The organism is Candidatus Macondimonas diazotrophica (genome assembly GCF_004684205.1).
In the GTDB taxonomy this organism is placed as follows: domain Bacteria; phylum Pseudomonadota; class Gammaproteobacteria; order UBA5335; family UBA5335; genus Macondimonas; species Macondimonas diazotrophica.
Map to the genome: position 1 here is coordinate 40,038 of NZ_SRIO01000012.1, position 18,446 is coordinate 58,483.

General features: G+C 62.0%; 14 protein-coding genes. 3 read left to right on the top strand and 11 right to left on the bottom strand.

All coding sequences use genetic code 11. The annotated features are described in order from the left end of the window. The first annotated feature begins 468 nt into the window (after positions 1 to 468). Both E4680_RS09680 and E4680_RS09685 read left to right on the top strand, forming a co-directional pair. Positions 469 to 966 carry a DUF6160 family protein gene (locus E4680_RS09680; protein WP_135282207.1) on the top strand — a complete coding sequence of 166 codons (498 nt, stop codon included), beginning with the start codon at positions 469 to 471 and terminating at the stop codon, positions 964 to 966. 45 nt (positions 967 to 1,011) lie between these two features. Continuing rightward, the gene (locus E4680_RS09685) at positions 1,012 to 2,097 is read left to right on the top strand and encodes an OmpA family protein (protein ID WP_135282208.1); all 1,086 of its coding nucleotides are present in this window, start codon (positions 1,012 to 1,014) and stop codon (positions 2,095 to 2,097) included. 100 nt (positions 2,098 to 2,197) lie between these two features. Here E4680_RS09685 and tsaB read toward each other — a convergent pair whose 3' ends face one another. The 10 genes from tsaB to phoB all read right to left on the bottom strand — a co-directional run bounded on the left by tsaB (position 2,198) and on the right by phoB (position 14,075). Continuing rightward, positions 2,198 to 2,872: a tRNA (adenosine(37)-N6)-threonylcarbamoyltransferase complex dimerization subunit type 1 TsaB gene (tsaB, locus tag E4680_RS09690; RefSeq protein ID WP_135282209.1), complete on the bottom strand. Its 675-nt coding sequence runs from the start codon at positions 2,870 to 2,872 to the stop codon at positions 2,198 to 2,200. Further along, positions 2,853 to 4,811 (bottom strand): DNA repair helicase YoaA, encoded by a 1,959-nt coding sequence (locus E4680_RS09695; protein WP_135282210.1) that lies wholly within the window; start codon positions 4,809 to 4,811, stop codon positions 2,853 to 2,855. Before E4680_RS09695 ends, tsaB begins: the two co-directional genes overlap by 20 nt. Beyond that, the gene (locus tag E4680_RS09700; RefSeq protein WP_240696178.1) at positions 4,808 to 5,317 is read right to left on the bottom strand and encodes a tetratricopeptide repeat protein; all 510 of its coding nucleotides are present in this window, start codon (positions 5,315 to 5,317) and stop codon (positions 4,808 to 4,810) included. Before E4680_RS09700 ends, E4680_RS09695 begins: the two co-directional genes overlap by 4 nt. Before the next feature lie 34 nt (positions 5,318 to 5,351). Next, on the bottom strand, positions 5,352 to 7,667 hold the full coding sequence (mrcB, locus tag E4680_RS09705) for a penicillin-binding protein 1B (protein ID WP_167792467.1): 2,316 nt from the start codon (positions 7,665 to 7,667) through the stop codon (positions 5,352 to 5,354). Between the two features lie 254 nt (positions 7,668 to 7,921). After that, the gene (gene phoU / locus E4680_RS09710) at positions 7,922 to 8,662 is read right to left on the bottom strand and encodes a phosphate signaling complex protein PhoU (protein WP_135282213.1); all 741 of its coding nucleotides are present in this window, start codon (positions 8,660 to 8,662) and stop codon (positions 7,922 to 7,924) included. Then, the gene (locus E4680_RS09715; RefSeq protein WP_135282214.1) at positions 8,649 to 9,500 is read right to left on the bottom strand and encodes an ATP-binding cassette domain-containing protein; all 852 of its coding nucleotides are present in this window, start codon (positions 9,498 to 9,500) and stop codon (positions 8,649 to 8,651) included. The genes phoU and E4680_RS09715 overlap by 14 nt, the downstream gene beginning before the upstream one ends. A gap of 233 nt (positions 9,501 to 9,733) precedes the next feature. Next, complete coding sequence (locus tag E4680_RS09720) at positions 9,734 to 10,783, bottom strand: porin (RefSeq protein WP_135282215.1); 1,050 nt, start codon at positions 10,781 to 10,783, stop codon at positions 9,734 to 9,736. A 257-nt stretch (positions 10,784 to 11,040) separates the two neighbouring features. Next, entirely contained in the window at positions 11,041 to 11,790 is a 750-nt protein-coding gene (locus E4680_RS09725) for a DUF2057 domain-containing protein (protein WP_135282216.1), read from the bottom strand. Between the two features lie 278 nt (positions 11,791 to 12,068). Continuing rightward, on the bottom strand, positions 12,069 to 13,379 hold the full coding sequence (gene phoR / locus E4680_RS09730) for a phosphate regulon sensor histidine kinase PhoR (protein ID WP_135282217.1): 1,311 nt from the start codon (positions 13,377 to 13,379) through the stop codon (positions 12,069 to 12,071). A 3-nt stretch (positions 13,380 to 13,382) separates the two neighbouring features. Beyond that, entirely contained in the window at positions 13,383 to 14,075 is a 693-nt protein-coding gene (gene phoB, locus E4680_RS09735; RefSeq protein ID WP_135282218.1) for a phosphate regulon transcriptional regulator PhoB, read from the bottom strand. Positions 14,076 to 14,287: 212 nt separating this feature from the next. On the opposite strand from phoB, the gene E4680_RS09740 reads away from it, so the two are divergent. Beyond that, the gene (locus tag E4680_RS09740) at positions 14,288 to 15,799 is read left to right on the top strand and encodes a PAS domain-containing protein (protein WP_135282219.1); all 1,512 of its coding nucleotides are present in this window, start codon (positions 14,288 to 14,290) and stop codon (positions 15,797 to 15,799) included. A gap of 24 nt (positions 15,800 to 15,823) precedes the next feature. Here the strand turns inward: E4680_RS09740 and pepN are convergent, their stop codons facing one another. After that, positions 15,824 to 18,421, bottom strand: coding sequence for an aminopeptidase N (gene pepN, locus E4680_RS09745; RefSeq protein WP_135282220.1), 2,598 nt, complete (start codon positions 18,419 to 18,421; stop codon positions 15,824 to 15,826). Between the last annotated feature and the right edge of the window lie 25 nt (positions 18,422 to 18,446).

Genomic DNA, 18,446 nt, shown 5'->3' on the forward strand with positions numbered 1-18,446 from the left:
AGACCCGAATCTTAACCTGCAAGATGGCTGCCGGACAGACACGCAAAAGGGCGACGAACCGAGTTCCTCCCAAATCGCCTCATCACGACGCTGGGGCGTGGAACGCTCGCGGAATACCCGCGGCAAGCTTGCCAATCCGGCACCATGTCGGTGCGCACCAATTCCTCGCGCCCGGATTGGAGAGCGACGTGGACGTATCGGACCCGTCATCCACAAGGCGTCTTCAAGACGCAATCGATTCAATGCTAGACTGCGCGCCAACGCATACGGGCAGAATGAATCAACCAAGGACTGTCGGCGTCCGGCAACACTGGATTACCCGACATGCCTGTATTACGCTTAGCCGAGGCTGGGTTTATCTAACGGTTCCCAGCTCTGTTCCGTTAGTAGGGGTTGACCTACCGCGAAGGCGGTCGTGAATTTCATTCCCTGATATAAGCCTTAATTGACAAAAATGGAGGAATCATCATGAAGCGTCTGTCTTGTGCGGCCTTGATGTTGCTTGCACCGCTTGCCGGTCATGCCGAATTGTCTTCAATGAATGACCAGGCACTGTCCGAAGTGCGCGGTCAAGCCATCGTCGATCTGGGCGGCGGTTTCGTTGCATCCGAAAATGGCGTTTTTCAAACCTACACCGTTTTCGACCAAACTCTTTACGTTCCGTTCGATCCGACTGACGGCGTAACGCCGCCTCCCGGTCCCGGTACGGGTCCGCGCCCCATCGTGATCGGCAATCTGTTCTGCGACACTTGCGCGATCATCCTGGGTCTGAAACTCGGAAAATTGGCCTATATTGAAACCATCGAAGCCAATATCCTTTCGCTGGATCCGTTCCCCATCGGCCAAGCGTTGGCTGAGTTGCACTACCAGAAAGCCGCCCATCTGTCCGCTGTGGCCAACCGGCTGTACTACGGACCGTCGGCAAGCGCCTCGGGAAGTGCTTCTGCTAGCGTTTCGGTGAATTGATCAGACCTCGCCCTGTCAGGTTAGTGAATTAAGGAGCCTAAACGAATGAAATCACAATTGAAAAAACTTACAGGCGCCTCCGCGCTTCTGCTTTTGGCTGCACCAGCTGCTCATGCAGTGGTCGAAAGCGGTTTCGTAGTTTCTCCCGGTGCCGTTTATCAATGGTTTGATGACGATGCCGCGGGTGTCGAGGACGATGTCGGTTACCGGCTGGGCTTGGGCTATCAGTTCACGCCCCACTGGGTACTGGAACTGGTTGGCTCCCGCGTCGATACCGAGGTCGAAGGTGCCGATGGGGTTGACTTCGAGATGACTCAGGCCACCTTGGACCTGATGTACAACTTCATGCCTGAATGGACTGTAACCCCCTACGCCCTGCTGTCGGCCGGTTACGCCTGGTATGAAGCGGACGGCTTCAAGAAGATCGATCCGAATCTGGAAGACTTCGACGAAGATGAGCCTGTCATCGGTGCCGGCCTGGGCCTGAAAGCCAACCTGACCGACAACCTGTTTGCGCGTCTGGATGGCCGTTACGTCAGCTACACGGACAGCAACATCGACGACTACATCGCTCACCTGGTGATCGGCTACACCTTCGGCGAAGCGGCTGCCCCGGCTCCCGCTCCGGCCCCTGTGATGATGGAAGAGCCGGTTGATGGCGATGCCGATGGCGACGGTATTCCGGATTCCCGCGACAAGTGCCCCGGAACTTCCGCAGGCGCCAAGGTTGATGCCGATGGCTGCTACATCATCATCGAAAAGCCGGTGACGATCCGCCTGGAAGTGCTGTTCGACTTCGACAAGTCCGTGGTCAAGCCTGAGTACTATCCGGAAATCAAGAAAGTCGCTGACTTCATGAAGCAGTATCCGATGACGGATACCGTGATCGAAGGCCATACCGACTCGATCGGCACCAACGCCTACAACCTCAGCCTGTCCCAGCGCCGCGCTGAAGCGGTTCGCCAAGTGCTGATCGACCAGTTCAATGTCGATGCCAGCCGCCTGACCAGCGTGGGCTACGGTGAAGAACGTCCGATCGCGGACAATCGCACCGCAGAAGGCCGTCAGTTGAACCGTCGTGTGGTTGCGGTGGTTTCTGCGACCAAGAAAGAAAAGGTCAGAGCTGAATAATAAGGTTCCCTGAACCTTCCCCTGGAAAAGCCCGGCGTCAAAACCGGGCTTTTCTTTTGTCCGTACTGCCCTTGGCCACAGGCAGCACAATACCAGGCAATCAGGGCCCTGAATGCGATTGCACAATCCGATTGCGCACATAGACCGGCAAGGCGGCCTCGGCCGGCACCATCGCGCCGGTCTCATAACGCGATATCGCCAGTCTCATCAAGCAGCGCCCTGCGGGGAGCACATCCCCGAGAGGCGGCACGATGCGCTGCGGACACAAACACGGCCCATAAGCCATCCACGCATTCCCCGCACCCCGCCACTGTCCATCGGCGTCTGGCAAAATGAGGCTTTCCGGCGCACCCACCGTATCGTCCACAAGCCGGACAAGCTGCCCTGCCCGCGCCGAAAACGCGGCCCAATAGATCTCCCCCATGCGTGCATCCAGTGCGGCAAGAATCGACCCATCGCCGCGTTCCGCCTCATCCTGGGCCAGTATTTCCAGATCGGATACGGGAATCACGCCAAGATCGGCGCCGAACGCCAATCCCTGGACCACGGCAGCAACGACGCGCAATCCGGTAAAGCTACCCGGCCCACACCCAAAGGCGATAGCATCAAAGCTGGAAAGGGGATAACCAGAATCGTCCAGGAGCTCACGCACCGTCGCGAGCAGCCAATCACCGTGACCGCCTTGCGCTTCGCGTTCGCGGTACTTCGCGACACCGTCATTCCAGATCCCCACCGAAGCCCGTTCGGTAGCGCCATCAATCGCCAATAACCGCATCTGCTCGCTGCTCCTCGCTCCGCAGTCGGGAAAAGAACGCCGCCACCTCGTGGGATTTCCGGGTCACCGGCATGTCCGGCAGACTGGACATGAAGGCGCGACCGTAGGATCGATGGATCAAACGCCGATCCCCGACCAGCAACACACCGCGATCGTTCGCATCCCGAATCAATCGGCCCGCCCCCTGACGCATCGCAATCACGGCAGTCGGCAGCTGACATTCCTGAAACGGGTTGCCGCCACGCGCGCGCGCTGCGTTGATCCGCGCCTGCAACACCGGATCATCCGGCGAGGCGAAGGGCAAGCGATCGATGGCGACCAGTTGCAACGCATCGCCCCGAACATCCACGCCTGCCCAGAAACTGGCCGCACCCAATAACACCGCATGGCCGATTTCCTGAAATCGTTCGAGTAACCGTGCAGGCGGGGCCTCACCCTGGACGAGAAGTGGAAACTGCAAGTCCGACAACGCCTCGGCAGCATGACGCAAGGCGCGGTGACTGGTGAACAGTAAAAAGGCGCGACCACCACTCCACTCTAATGCCTGACGAACTTCGGCGAGATAGCGGACCTCGTAGTCTGGAGCGTCGGGAGCAGGCAGCGCTTCGGGCACGTACATCAGCGCTTGGCGATGATAATCAAATGGACTGGGCAACTGAAGACACGGGATCTCCTCATCCAGTCCGACGTCTTTCAAAAAACGCGAAAAATCCCGGCCAACCGCCAGTGTGGCGGAGGTGAAAATCCAGGCGCACTGGCGCTGCATGCGGAACTCGCGCAGCTGCTCGCCAACCTCCAGCGGTGTTGTGTGCATCACGACGCCCGTTCGGGTGGTCTGCAGCCAGTGTACCTCCCCGGTATGGCTGGCCTCTTCGCCCCAGCGCGCCAGATGGTCGTGCAGATGCTGCGTCCGCCGCAGCAACTGAGCCAATCCCGGGGTGCGATCGGCGACGCCTCGCAGACCCGCTGCCAAGCTATCCAATGCGTCTGACAGCGCGGCGCGCTGTGCCAGAAACACACCCGCCTCATCCGTCTTTGCATTCCAGGCGATCCGACGCTCACCATCCGGCAAGTGCCCACGCAGCGTTCGGGAGGCCCGGTCGACCAACTCGGCAGCCTGAATCAAATCCCGATGATCGGCGCCACCGGCCGCTTCACGCTCCGCGCGTACATCACGTATCAACAGCGCGATCTGCCGGCTGCTCACGGTGCGTCCGAAAAACTGCGCGGCGACTTCCGCGACGTGATGGGCTTCATCCATCACCACGCCATCAGCCCCCGGAAGCAACTCGCCGAATCCTTCCTCCCGCAACGCCAGATCGGCAAACAGCAGATGATGGTTGATCACCACGACTTCGGCGTCCATCGCCGCACGGCGTGCCTTGACGACATAACAGGTGCGAAATTCGGGGCATTCCTGGCCAAGACAGGTATCCCCTGTGGCGGTGATCCGGCCGATCAGTTCCGGATTCGCCGGAAGCGCCGCACATTCGGACAGATCACCCGACCGCGTCTGATCCACCCAATGGCGGACCCTTCCCAAAGCGCCGCGGCCGTCATACCACAGATCCTGTTCCGCCTGAAAAAAGCGGTAGCGACACAGATACCGTCCGCGCCCCTTGAGCAGCACCACGTCGCGCTTCACACCCAAAGCGCGCTGCAAAAAAGGCAGGTCCTTGACCATGAGCTGATCCTGAAGTGCCAAGGTGGCGGTCGAAATGAGCACGCGCTCGCCCATCGTCAGGATCGGAACCAGATAGGCAAAGGTCTTGCCGATTCCGGTTCCTGCTTCGATCACCCGCGTCTGTCGGCCGGCCAGGGCTTCGCGAATCCACTCGGACATCTGGATTTGACCGGGCCGGACCTGATAGCCCTTCAGTTGCTGGGTCAGGGGCGATTCATCCCCCCAGATTCCGCCGTTTTCCGGATCGTCGCTCATGTCTCGCGATCGGCACGCTCTTGCGCATCCCGGGCGCCCTGCGAATCGCCCCGCATCTGGCGGGCTCGGGCAATCAACGTCCATGCCTGCCGACGGACGGTTCGCGTCGCACCACCCAGGGAGAGCGCCCGTCGCGCCATCGCTTCGGCTTCCGCAGGACGCTGCTGAGTCAGCTGGATGTCCGCCAGTGCGAGCCAGGGTTGAGGATGTGCGGGCGCCAGGCGCAGAGCCCGCTCGACAGTCGCCGTAGCCGCATTGAGGTCGCCGCGTTCACGCTGCGCTTCAGCCTGCGTAAGCAGGGTGCGGGCTGAGGGACTGAGCGGCGCCATCGGGACATCTTCCCGCTCCGGGGGGCGCGGCGTGGATGGTTCAACGGGCGGAGACGGCGCCGGTGCCGGCACGGGCTCCGGGGGCGGCACCGGGGGCAACGGCGTGGGCAAGCGCCCCCCGGTACTGCTGCAGGCAGTCAAAACCAGAAGCAGTATTCCCAGCATCAGCCGGTACATCACGGCGCGCGCTCCTTTTGACGATATTCCCGGCCTAGCGGCCCAACAAATCCTGCCACCACTGGCGAAGGTGCTGCACCGGCGAGTTTTCATCCGGGTGCACCGCCCATCGCTCCGTCAACGCGCAGGGTACCGGATTGCCCGGGCCAGTGCCTTGCTGGAACGGCAACTCGATCGCACCGGCACACTCCGGGCCGGCGGCCCGACCAGTGGCCGGCTCCACCCAACGCAATGCCATCGAATCGGGCAGGACACGCGGGATAGGATGAACATCGCTGTTGCGCATGAGATCGAGCCAGATCGGCAAGGCACCGGATGAGCCCGACAGCCCCATCGGCGTGTTGTCGTCCCGACCGACCCACACGACCGCCATGCGATTGCCCGCATATCCGGCAAACCATGCGTCGCGCTGTTCGTCCGTAGTGCCGGTCTTTCCGGCGGCTTCCCAACTCGACGGCAACCCTGCCGCACTCCGAGCGGTTCCTCTCAACACCACTTGCCGCATTGCGGCATGAAGCAGTGCCGCCGCTTCGGGGGATGCCGCCTGATGCAGGTCCAGAGGATAGCGGCGTAGCGGCTGGCCCGACGGGGAGACGACTTCCCGGATGATCTGCAGCGGCGCATGGATCCCGCCGCCGGCGAGGGTCTGATACATCTGGGCAACGTCGATCGGACTGAGTTCGAGGGTGCCGAGCAGTACTGCAGGAACCTGTGGAATATCCGCATTGACACCGAGATTGCGCAAGGTCTGAACGATGCGCGGAATCCCGACCTCAAGCCCCAGGTGCACCGTCGCCGCGTTGTGCGATTGGGCCAGCGCCTGGAACAGGGGTTCCTCGCCATGGAATCGTCCAGATGCATTGCCCGGCCGCCAGATGGTGCCACCCGCCACCTTGACTGCCACCGGCTCGTCTCGCACCGTGCTGACCAGTGTATAGCGTCCAGACTCCAACGCGGCGAGATAGACCGCCGGCTTGACCAGTGAACCGATCGGCCGCCGCGCAGTAAGCGCACGATTGAATCCCCCGGCGGCATCGTCACGACCACCGACGACGGCCTGAACCGCGCCAGTGAGGACATCGGTCACCACAATCGCGCCTTGGAGATCTTTCTTCCCTTGTTGGGCGAGTCGGTCCAGGTTCCGTCGAAGAACACGCTCCGCCTGACCCTGAACCTCCGGGTTGATGGTGGTGTAGATCCGCAAACCCTCGGCGATCACATCGTCCTGAGAGTAATCACGGAGAAGATGGGCGCGGACCAGCCCCAATGCCGCGCCGTACGCCCCTCCGCGCTGCGCGGCGGTGCGCACGCCCAGTGGCCTGGATCGAGCCACCTCGAATGTTGCCTGATCAAGGAGCCCGACCTCGGCGAACACCCCGAGCACGGTATCGCGACGGCTGCGCGCTCGCTCGGGTTGGCGCAACGGATGATAATACGACGGGCCCTTGACCAGCCCGACAAGCAGCGCAGTTTCCTGAATCTCCAGTTCGCTCAATGGCTTGCCGAAATAATAGGCACTGGCGAGACCAAAGCCATGAATCGCACGCCCGGCCTGTTGGCCGAGATAGACTTCGTTCAGATAGGTTTCGAGGATTTCAGCCTTGGTGTAATGCCATTCCAGCAGCACCGCCATCAACGCTTCGTCAAACTTGCGCCGAAAGGTTCGGTCACTGTCCAGAAACAGATTCTTGACCAGTTGCTGGGTCAACGTGCTACCACCCTGCACGATGCGTCCGGCCCGAATATTGGATAGCGCCGCCCGCAGCACCGCCCCCGGATCGATCCCCACATGCCGGGAAAACTGCCGATCTTCCACCGCGAGCAGTCCCAGAAGCAACGCTTGTGGAACTTCATTCAAGCGCACCAGAACGCGGTCTTCCCCATCCGATCCGTAAAGCGATCCGATCAATTCAGGGTCCAAGCGAAGCAATGCAGGCGCCGCTTCCCCATCCAAGGCAGTCAGCTCGGCAATCCCGGTTTCATCGAAGCGAATTCGGATGCGGCGAGCCGGCTGAGGGCCGTCCCAGAATGACAGGGCCCGCACGTGGATCACCAAGCGGTGCTGGCCATCTACCTGATAGGTCCCCGGTGTGTCCGGGCGCGCCGTCGCACGATATCCCGCCCGTTGCAACGCGCGCACCACCTGGTCGCGATCGACCACCTCGCCCACCCCGAGCTCCAGTGGGCGGCTGTATACCTGCGCCGGCAGAGACCAGCGCCGACTTTCGAAACGCGCGATGATCGTGTGATCGAGGTATGCCGCATAAACGGCCACTGCGCTCAGGACGAGCACGCCGACCCAGATTACCCATGGGCCGACACCGAGGAAACGAGGTCGTAATGAAGGCAAGAGGAAAATCCTGTCGCTGCACCAATCGGAGGATACCGTGATGCCGGAGTGCACCACACCGGATCGCGCAAGCCGCCTGCGGCTGAGCGCTAATCCGGCGTGGCTATTTCAACATATTGATTCATCGATATGAAATCAAGCTGGCGTAATCTGTGCTTATAGTCTTTCGCACACAGCTTGTGTGCACTAGATCCTCCACGATCTCCCTCTCTCGCACTTCGCGCCCCATCGGGGCGCTTTTTTTTGCTCAGAGCTCACGGGGCCGACGGCTCGGGCGGATGCAAACGATCCACCGCGGCCCGCATCTCCTGCAGTGAAATGTGTCGGACATCGCGCCCACCGACCAGAAAAATCACATACTCGGCGATGTTACGGGAATGGTCCCCGACCCGCTCCAAGGCGCGCGCGCACCAGATGATATCCAGCATACGACGAATGGTACGCGGATCTTCCATCATGAAAGTGATGTTCTGGCGCCAGATCGCTTCATATTCGCGATCGACTTCCTCATCCGCATGCACAACCTGCAACGCAGCACGCGGATCCATGCGGGCAAAGGCATCGAGCGCGTCGGTCAGCATGGCGCGCGCGCGCGCGGCCAGATGCTCCAAGGCCTGATAGCAATGCGGAGACCGCTCCATCTGGCTCAGTTGTGCAGCCATCCGCGCAATCTTGCAGGACTCGTCGCCCACGCGCTCCAGATCGGTGATGATCTTGAGGATCGTGATAATCAGTCGCAGGTCGCCCGCGGCAGGCTGACGGCGGGCGAGAATGCGGTTGCATTCCTCATCCAGCGTGACCTCCTGCATGTTGATGCGATGATCGGCAGCGACCACCTCTTCAGCCAGCTGACTGTCGGCCCCGACCAGTGCCCGCATAGCCTGATCGATCTGGTCTTCGACTGCGCCGCCCATCGCCAGTACCCGGCTGCGGATCCCTTCAAGCTCTTCGTTGTAACGGCGGGACGTGTGCTGGGCAATGTCACCGGCTTCCATGATTCCTCCATACCTTCGATTGGGTCAATTGCGCCGAGCCATACCGCCCAGTCAAGTACCATTCGGTTTCCCGCCGTTCCGGGCAGGTAAACATGCGATCGGTAGGACTGCACTCCATGACTCGCCCCGCGTGAAGAAACAAGCACATCTCGGACAAGCGAGCGGCTTGAGACAGATTGTGCGTGGCCATCAGAATCACACGATCCTGTTGCAGGTCTTGCAGCAATGTCTCCATTCGACCTGTTGCAGCGGGACTCAGAGACATCGCGGGAACATCCACCAACACCACCCGGGGATCGACGATCAAACTGCGCGCCAACGCCAGTAGATAGCGCTGTTCACCGTTCAGCTCACTCGCGCATCGATGCAAGCGCGGGGACCACGACTCAGAAAGACCCAATCGATCCAATATCGATTGGACCGGATCGCTCAGCTTGCGTTCGCCCTGCAGTCGCAGACCATAGACGAGGTTGTCGCGCAGTGTACCCGGCAGTACCGCCGGAGCGCTGGGAATCCATACCATGGACCGGCGCACCGATTCAGCGTATTCCGCGTCATCGAGGGCCAGTGCGGTTCGGTCCGGCAAAATGACCGCTCCGGCAACGTCCAGGCGACCGACAGCAAGCGTCAGTCCGAACAGGGTCCGCAACAGGAGCGTTTTTCCAGCCCCTTCAGGTCCGATCAACGCGGTGATCACACCCGCCGGCAAAGCGAAACTCATGGGATGCAGCAGACCCATGCCCGCGTGCGTGCTGACCTGCAAGGCATGCACTTCCAGCCTCGCCCCGACACTTTCGCCGGCGCGTGTATCCGGCGCGTTTCGGTTCACCTCGTCCATGCCTGCCTCGCAGCCCCGATCAATGCACGGTCACCATTCCAGCCATTTTAGACCGGCGTATGTGACATTCGGCGCTGTTGTACGCGTTGAATCCGGCTGCGCTGATCCATGACCGCCCACCGGTGGCTGGCGGCTTTCAGGGACGACCAAAAAAGGGGGTGGATCGCAGATATGCGATCCACCCCCGATGATCTCCACACCGTTCGGATGCCCGAACGATGCGTTCACCTCATTCAGAACTTGAAGACCAGGCCCAAACCATAGCTGTCGGTCTGAGGATCGTCGATGCCGCCAACCGTACGGCCTTCGTCTTCATAGGTCACGTAGTAGGCCTGCGCAGTCAGCGCCTTGCTGAGCTTGTAGTCGATCCCAACTGCGAGCTCGGTGCGGTCGATGTCGGTCTGATCACCGGAAGTCTGACCATACTGAACCTTGAATTTGAAGGCTTCGTAGCTGTAGGCAATCGAACCCAACCAGGAAGTCTCTTCGGCATCGCCGCCCTGAACGCCATTATCCTGATCGATGCCTTTGGCCTGCTGATAGAGTGCACCGATTTCCAGGGCTTCCATCAATTCGACCGCAACCGTGGCGCGGAGAATGTCGACCCCAACGGTACTTCCATCGAATTTCAGACTGCCTGCCTGATCACCGGCATAGGCCACCGCAGCATAAAACGGTCCTTGTTCGAGTTCTGCCGACGCGTAATAGGTATCGGCAACGCCGTTGTCCTCGTCATTGGCATTGTCGAGCGCTTCGCGCCCTTCGCCCGGCGCCACTGCGGCGGTGAGGGTCACCAGGTTGCCCAGCTTGGGCGTGTTGTACTGGATCATGTTGTTGGCGCGGGTCTCACCCACCATCAGATTGGTGATGTCGCCAATGGACTCGTCGTTGAACTGGTCGGCCTTGCTGCCGATTTCTTTGACCGGCGTATCGAATTTACCGACCTTGGCGGTCCCGAAGGCGCCTTGGAGCCCCATGAAAATGTTCCGCTCCGAGAACTCGTCGCTCTCGCTGCCATCGGGATTGGTGCCATATTCCAACTGATAGATCACCGACATGTCGCCCATGCCGATGTCATGGCTGCCCTTGAAGCCCAGGCGCGAGGAGTTGTTCTGGTCCTGCAGGCGCCAGGTCGTGCTCCCTTCCTTCGAATCCAGCCCGATCTCATCTTTCTGTCCATCCAGGCCAACATTGAATCGGCCATAGACCTTGACGTCAGCCAGGGCTGCACCCGGCAATACCATAAGGCTTCCCATAGCTACTGCGACTAGATTCTTCTTCACTGAAATCTCCCTTCACAACGCCCTGAATCGGATGATTTGCGCCTGTCGAGTGCCTCGCGGCCTCGAATGGTTGCCTGATCCACTTCGGTTACCGAAACGTACGCAATACCGCATCGCCGGCCCCAAGAATCGGGCAAAGTATGGGGCGAAGCGGTGAAATTTTCCTTTCAAAAATATGACAAATTGATGAAATACCAAGCCGCTCGCGGAACAATCCTGGAATGTTCGGGTCTATCAATGATTTACCCGGCGAGCCATCAGTTCGGCTGCTCACCAACCCAACGTAGAAATGCGCGCCGCTCTGCGGGACTGGCTTGCTTCCACCAGGCCTGCATCAAACCGACCCAGTCCGCATCCCGCGGTGTCGCGGGAGAAGCGGCGCGTTCGGCAGCCCGCTGATCGGTGACAGGCTCAGGCGACACAGACCGCGCGGCCGCCGCTCCCATTGGCTCGATGACTTGTTGCTGCCCAGGGCGGGCCTGACCATCGGCCGATTCCAGTTCGCTGGCACCGCTGAACTGGGCCATCAGCCCTGTCGGAAATCGCACGCCGCTTGGCTGCGAGGCGGTTCGCTTGCCCGTGGCTTCGTTGACGAGTACGGCGCTGAAATCCGCCGCCAATTGCCTGGCTTGCGCATAGTTGTCCGGATGTACGTACTCGACCCGATACTGTTCACCGGGCTTTGCCTCGATCACGAACAAAACCGGATCCGAACGAAGCACATCATGAGAATCACCGTGTTCCCACACCTCGCGGTAGAACGCCAGCAGTTCATAGCGGCCGGGGGTCAGTTCCAGCACCTTGTCGCCTCGGGTCCACAACCCGCTGGCGCCCTTCACCTCGACCCCATTCAGACGCGCCGCCTCAATCGCTTCGGGCAGCGTAACCAACGCGATTTTGGAATCCGGCTTTTGACCGCCGTCATACAGACGCAGTTGGGGGTTGGCGCAGGCGCCAAGGGTCAACAGACAGGCCATGACCAGGAACTTACTGAGGTGCTGCAACACCGAAAATCCTCCATTGGAAATGCGCCATACCGAGGCGCAGAGCGCTTATGCGCGATCGAAATCCGCAGATTGAGGGCGGGCGCGCTGCGGAAAGACCCACGACCCATGAACCTCGGCGGGCGCGCATCGGCGCACCGATCCCCGGTCATCCGCGCGGGCCCAGCATGCACCGGGATCATGACAATCTGGTGACAGACGACCGACCCGCTCGGGCATGCGGGATACACCCCCGCGGCCAGGGCCGGCGCGCATCGATCGCGCTAAGAAACGGGTTGGGTTCAACCGCAGTTTTCGAGGGCGCTCACGGCCAATACCCGATGCGCGGGAAACAGGCATTGAAAGCGGCTGCCAACGCCCTGCTGGCTTTGAATAAGGAGTTGAGCGTCATGCCGCTGAAGGGCGTGTTTGACGATCGCCAAACCCAGGCCGGTTCCGCCCTGGTCACGCCCGCGCCCGCCATCGACGCGATAGAACCGCTCGGTCAGACGCGGCAAATGCTCCGGCGCGATTCCGATCCCGGTGTCGACGACTTCCACCTGCAAGCCCTCGCCGACGCGCGCCGCCTTGAGACGAACCTTACCGCCCGGAGCGGTGTACTTCACTGCATTCGAGATCAGGTTATCGAAGATACTGCGCAACTCCCCTTCCACGCCACGCAGCACCAATGACTCGTCGATCTCGGCCTCGATCGTCACCTTGTCCGCGGCAACCCGGGCCCCTTCGGCGCAGCAGCGCCGCAGCAAATGGGTCAAATCAACCGGCTGCATCGCCGCAGCGCGCGGTGACTCGTCCAGACGCGACAGAAGCAACAGGTCGGCCAGCAACTGCTCCATCCGAACGGTCTGTTCACGCATATCCGTGAGCGGACCAGCCCAAGCCGAGTGATCCCGGCCGACGTCATCAAGCAGCATTTCCACATAGCCGCTCAAGACCGTGAGCGGCGTGCGCAACTCATGGGAAGCATTGGCCACGAAGTCCTTGCGCACCTGATCGAGACGGCGTTCCCGGCTTACATCGCGTACCACCAGCAAACGCTGATCGTCGCCATAAGGCACGATCTGCAGGGAAAGCGTGGTATCGGGCTCATGCGCAGACGGAATCTCGACCGTCTGGTCATAGCTTGCGTCGTCCAGATAGCGGACGAAGGCCGGGGCACGGATCAGATTCGCGACCCACTGACCCGTGTCGTGCGGTGAACGCAATCCCAACAGGCGCTGCGCGGCGTGATTGAACCAGACGATGCGCGAATCGGCCGACAGGACCACCGTTCCATCGGGAAGCGCCGCGGTGGATCTCAGGAATTGCTTCAGAATCAGGGAAAGTCTGCGCTTTCGCTTCTGGCTCCGGCGTTTGATGCGCAATACCTGACCGGCCACCTCGGCCCAGATATCATGCCGTCCCTCGTCCAGTCGCGGGCCGCGCCCCATCAGCCACAACTCGAAGCGGCGAAGCTGCCAGAGCTGCCAGACCAGGCTGATCGCCAATCCGGCGCACAAACCCCACGAGAGCGCGTCGAACCAAGCGCCCATACCGCCCGTGACGACCAATATCAAGAACAGCCGCCACCACTCTCGACCCCAAGGCTGCACGGCTCAACCCTGTACAGAAAAACGGTATCCCGCCCCTCGCACGGTCTGTACCAGATGCGCGACGCCATGACTTTCGAGCACCTTGCGCAGTCGCCGGATGTGGACATCCACGGTGCGTTCCTCCACGTACACGCTGGGTCCCCAGACGCGATCCAGCAGTTGGCTGCGGCTGTATACCCGATCCGGATGTCCCATGAAGAAATGCAGCAGGCGGAACTCGGTTGGCCCCAGGCTCACCTTCTCGTCCCCGATCGCTACCCGATGGCTCGTGACATCGAGCCGCATCCCTGCCGCTTCGAGAATTTCCTCGTTGCTGCTGTTGATGCTCCGGCGAATCACCGCGTGGATTCGGGCAATCAGCTCGCGCGGCGAAAACGGCTTGGTCACATAATCGTCAGCACCGACATTGAGGCCCCGGATCTTATCGTCTTCCTCGGTGCGGGCAGTCAGCATGATGATCGGGATTTCCCGGGCCAGGCTGTCCTTGCGCAGCGTGCGGGCGAATTCAAGCCCAGACATCCCCGGCAGCATCCAGTCGAGCAAGATCACTTGCGGTCGTCCATCGGCGACCTGAGCACGGGCTTCGGTTGCATCCCCCGCTTCAAGAACGGTGAACCCTTCCCGTGACAGCGAAAAAGCCACCATCTGACGAACGGCCTTCTCATCGTCCACGATCAGAACGGTCTTGTTTTCCATGGAAATCCATCCACTGCGTCCAAAAAGCGTTCGTATTACATCAACGCGGGATGACACTTCCGTGACATCCCCTGCTCACGCCGGCGGGAGACGCGCCCAGCCCGCCCCATGGCTCTGTTACAATAGCAGCTCTGCATCGAGCAACGGGACTGCCCGGCTGCTGGTGGGCCAGGGATCGGCCATCGATCAAGCTCCCCGCGACGAGACCTTCAATGCGCACGCCCGATCCGGCCCCCCAACAGTTGCTCCCGCGTCGGCCGATCTCTCGATGGCTTGGCCTGTTGAGTCTGCCGCTGCTGTTCGTCGGCCTCAGTCTCGGCTGGCTGAACTTCAGTGAAAGCCTGTTGCGCATCGCCGCGCCCGATCCAGTCATGCTGCCCGTGCTGCGGACCCTGAACAACAGCCTGTTCATTCTATTCGCAACACTGTTCTGGACCTTCTGGCTGGTCCGCCAGAACATGGCAAGCCGTCGGCGCGAAACCGTGCTACGCCTCCTGCTCGAACAGGCACCCGCCCCGCTTGCCTTGGCGCGCAAGGGAAAAGTCCTTGCCTGCAATCCCGCTTTTTCTACGCTGTTCGATCAACCGGATCCACGCGCGCTCCAGGGATACGATCTGCTCGCTCACATTCCAGTTCAGGATCTGCCCGACCTGCTCGGACAGATCAAGGAGATGGACCCCCGGCATCCGCGAACGGCTCGAATCGAAACCCGAATCGAAACCCGGACCGAGGGCTCGGACAAGACGATCGTCCCGCTCGTTTTTCTGGTCCGTCGCTTCCTGCTCGGCCGCTCGGTACACGATTTGCTGAGCTGCCGTCCGCGCGAAGCAGCCGCCGAGGATACCGGCATGCGGGGCGAGCTGGAGCTGCAACTCCTCGAATCGTTGCCTCGGCCGCTCTGGCTCTGGACAAACCAAGGCCTGTGTCTATGGAGCAACCAAGCTGCGCGGACAGGCACCGGGCCGGAGATGCGTCAGCTCATCGATCGCTATGGCCGCTTTCAGGACGGACATCCGCTGAGCCCGACCGCGCAGCGGGAGTTTCTGCAACCCGCGCTCAAGGCCGACGGGTGCATCGCCATTGCGCTTACCGGCCGAAGCGGGAGCGAATCGCCGCTCGGGAGCCTGTGCGTGCTTCCGGTTCGGGGCCATGACCATCATATTCAAGCGATTGCTGCCGTGCTGGAACCGCCGGTGCAAACCGACGATTCCCGGCTTGCAAATGACCTCTTCCGAGGCCTGAATCGGGTCCTCCAGCAGCTGCAGAGCCAGCCGCAGCCGGATGTTGCGGCGAGAATCGTCCTTGAAACCCTCCAGCTCCGACTCGCTCCGAATGCATGGGTGGGCATCCTGCAGGCCGACCTCGGTGCGCGCAGCGCCCTCTTCTGGAGCCTCTCTGCAACCGGCGAGCTGGATCACTACCAGACCCATCTTCCGCCCGATCTGCCGACTGAATGTGGTGCGCCAGGCTGGTCGGACATTACCTCGCTCACCGGACCGGAAACGCTGCCCGGTGTGATGGCGCGACTCGAACAGGCGGGCGTCGATCGATTCGAACGCATCCTGGCGGACCCGGTTCAAGGCCATCGCCAAGTGCTGCTGCTGTCCCGCCCCTTGCCGGCCCAGATCGAGTTGCGGCGGCTTTGGGCGAGCCTGATCCTGGCCGCGGCACAACCACTGCTTCAGCCCGCCGATTTCCGGATAACCGGCACCAGCGAGCGCTGATCCCCTCTTGTCACCCGGCGTCGGTCAGTTGTCGGCCAGCGCCTTGCCCAGCACCTCGATCAGATCCGGCGGCAACCCGGGGAGGTCGGCCAGCCGCACGAGTTGCGCCCGCATGAGGTCCCGGGAAGGCGGCGTCAGATCACGCCAACCGGCGAATACGCCGGCCAGCCGCGCCGCCAGCTGCGGATTGAGCGAAACCAGCGCCGCAATCCGGTCGGCAACCCACGCGTACCCACTCCCGTCCGGCGCATGGAAATGCAGCGGATTGCCATGAGCGAACGCCCCCACCACGGCACGCACCTTGTTGGGCTGCGTCAACCGGAAAGCGGGATGCGCCATGAGGGCATCCAGCCGAGCCAGGGCCGCGCCGTGACGCGCCTGGGCCTGAATGCGGAACCACTTGTCCAGCACCAGATCGTCGTGGGCGTGGCGCTCGTGAAACGCCGCCAGTGCTGACTCGGCATCTTCGCCGCCATGATCGACCAGCAGAGCCAGTGCGGTCAGGCGCTCGGTCATGGTTCCGGCTTCGTCGAACTGGCGTCGGCAGAGGCCGCGGTAGGACACTTCCAGACCATCGGCCATCAGAAATTGCAGGCAGCGATTGCGCAGGGCCCGTGCTGCGGGATCGTCGCGTCCCGCCAGAGCGGCATAGCGCGCGGCCCAGCGTGACTCCAGTTCCCGGGCCAGCTGGCTGCGCAACTGCTGGCGCAGCGATTCGAGACGGTAGGGGTCGGCCGGGGCGAAGGCATCCAGCAGGGTCTCATACGCCGGCAGCGCCAGCAGCTCGGCAGCCAGCGTCGGGTCGAGCGCGGCATCGTCCAGCACACTGGCGAATCCGGCAATCGCCGCCGGCGCAAGGCCCGCCGATGCGGTGGAGGTCATCGCTTGCTGCAGGGCGGCGATCCAGACCTGCTGGGCCGCCTGCCAGCGCACCATGGGATCGCGATCATGTCGCAGCAGATGCAACCGGTCGGCCAGGGTCAGATCGTCGGCCAAGTGCACTGGCGCGGAAAATCCCCGCAGCAACGACGGCACCGGTGGCACGGCGACATCCTCGAAGCAGAAGCGGGTCGTAGCCTCGCGAACCACCAGCACCCGCTCATGGCCGTTGGCGCGATCCTCACCACTCAAGCGTAGCGGTAACGGTTCGCCCGAGGCGTCGAGCAGCGCCAGTCTCACCGGAATCGGCACGGGCTGCTTGTCCGGCTGTCCGGGGGTGGGTGGGGTATGCTGGCAAAATTCCAGGGTGTAGGTGCGATTGGCCGGATCGTGAACGCCCCGGACGGCCAGACGCGGCGTGCCGGCCTGGCGGTACCAGATGAGAAAATCGGACAGATCCTGCCCGCTGTCCGTGCCGAGCGCGTCGACGAAATCCTCGACCGTCACCGCCTGTCCGTCATGGCGATCGAAATATCGGTCCATCCCGCGGCGAAAGGCCGCCGGCCCCAGGGTGTTGGCCATCATCCGCACCACCTCGGCGCCTTTCTCGTAGACGGTGGCGGTGTAGAAATTGTTGATCTCGAGATAGCTTTCGGGCCGCACCGGGTGAGCCAACGGCCCGGCATCCTCCCGAAACTGCATCGCCTTCAGCCGCGCCACATCGCGAATTCGCTGCACGGCGCCGCCGGGCTGATCGGCAGAAAAACACTGATCGCGAAACACCGTCAGTCCTTCTTTCAGGCTGAGCTGAAACCAGTCGCGGCAGGTGATGCGGTTGCCCGTCCAGTTGTGGAAATACTCGTGCGCGACCACCGAGGCGATGTGGTGATAATCGTCGTCCGTGGCCGTATCGGGCCGCGCCAACACGAACTGGCTGTTGAAGATGTTGAGCCCCTTGTTCTCCATGGCGCCCATGTTGAAATCGGATACCGCCACGATCATGTAACGGTCCAGATCGTATTCCCGCCCGTAGTTTTCCTCGTCCCAGCGCATCGCGGCCTTGAGCGAATCCAGCGCATGGCCGCAGCGGTCCTCGAGACCGTGGGCCACATAGCAGGCCAGCGCCACCTCGCGCCCCGAGGCGGTGACGAACCGATCCTCGACGCAGGCCAGATCGGCGGCAACCACCGCGAACAGGTAGGCCGGCTTGGGGTAGGGATCGACCCAACGCGCCCAATGCCGATCGCCCTCGATGCCGGTCTCGACGCAGTTGCCGTTGGCGAGCAGGATGGGAAAGCGCTGCCGGTCGGCGTGCAACGTCACCTCGAAGGGCGCCAGCACATCCGGCCGGTCCAGATACGGCGTGATGCGGCGAAAGCCTTCGGCCTCGCACTGGGTGAAATAACCGCCGCCGCAGGGAAACAGTCCCTCCAGGCGCGTGTTGCGATCCGGATCGATGCGCACACGGGTACGGACGCTGGTCTCGGGCCAGGGAATCTCCAGATGAGCCCCGTCGTAGCGGTAGTCCTGCGGTGACAGCACGCGGCCGTCGACCGCGACCTCCAGCACTTCCAGGTCCTCGGCGTCCAGCACCAGAACGGAATCCGGCGACCGGCCCGGGCGCGGGGCGACCGCCAGCTCGCCGATCACCTCCACCTGTTCGGCAAAGCGGATCGTCAGGTGGATGGACCGGAGCTCCAGCGGCGGTGGGGTATAGTCGGCAAGTCGCTTGGGCGTCTGCATGTCCTGCTCTCCTGGGCGCGAACGA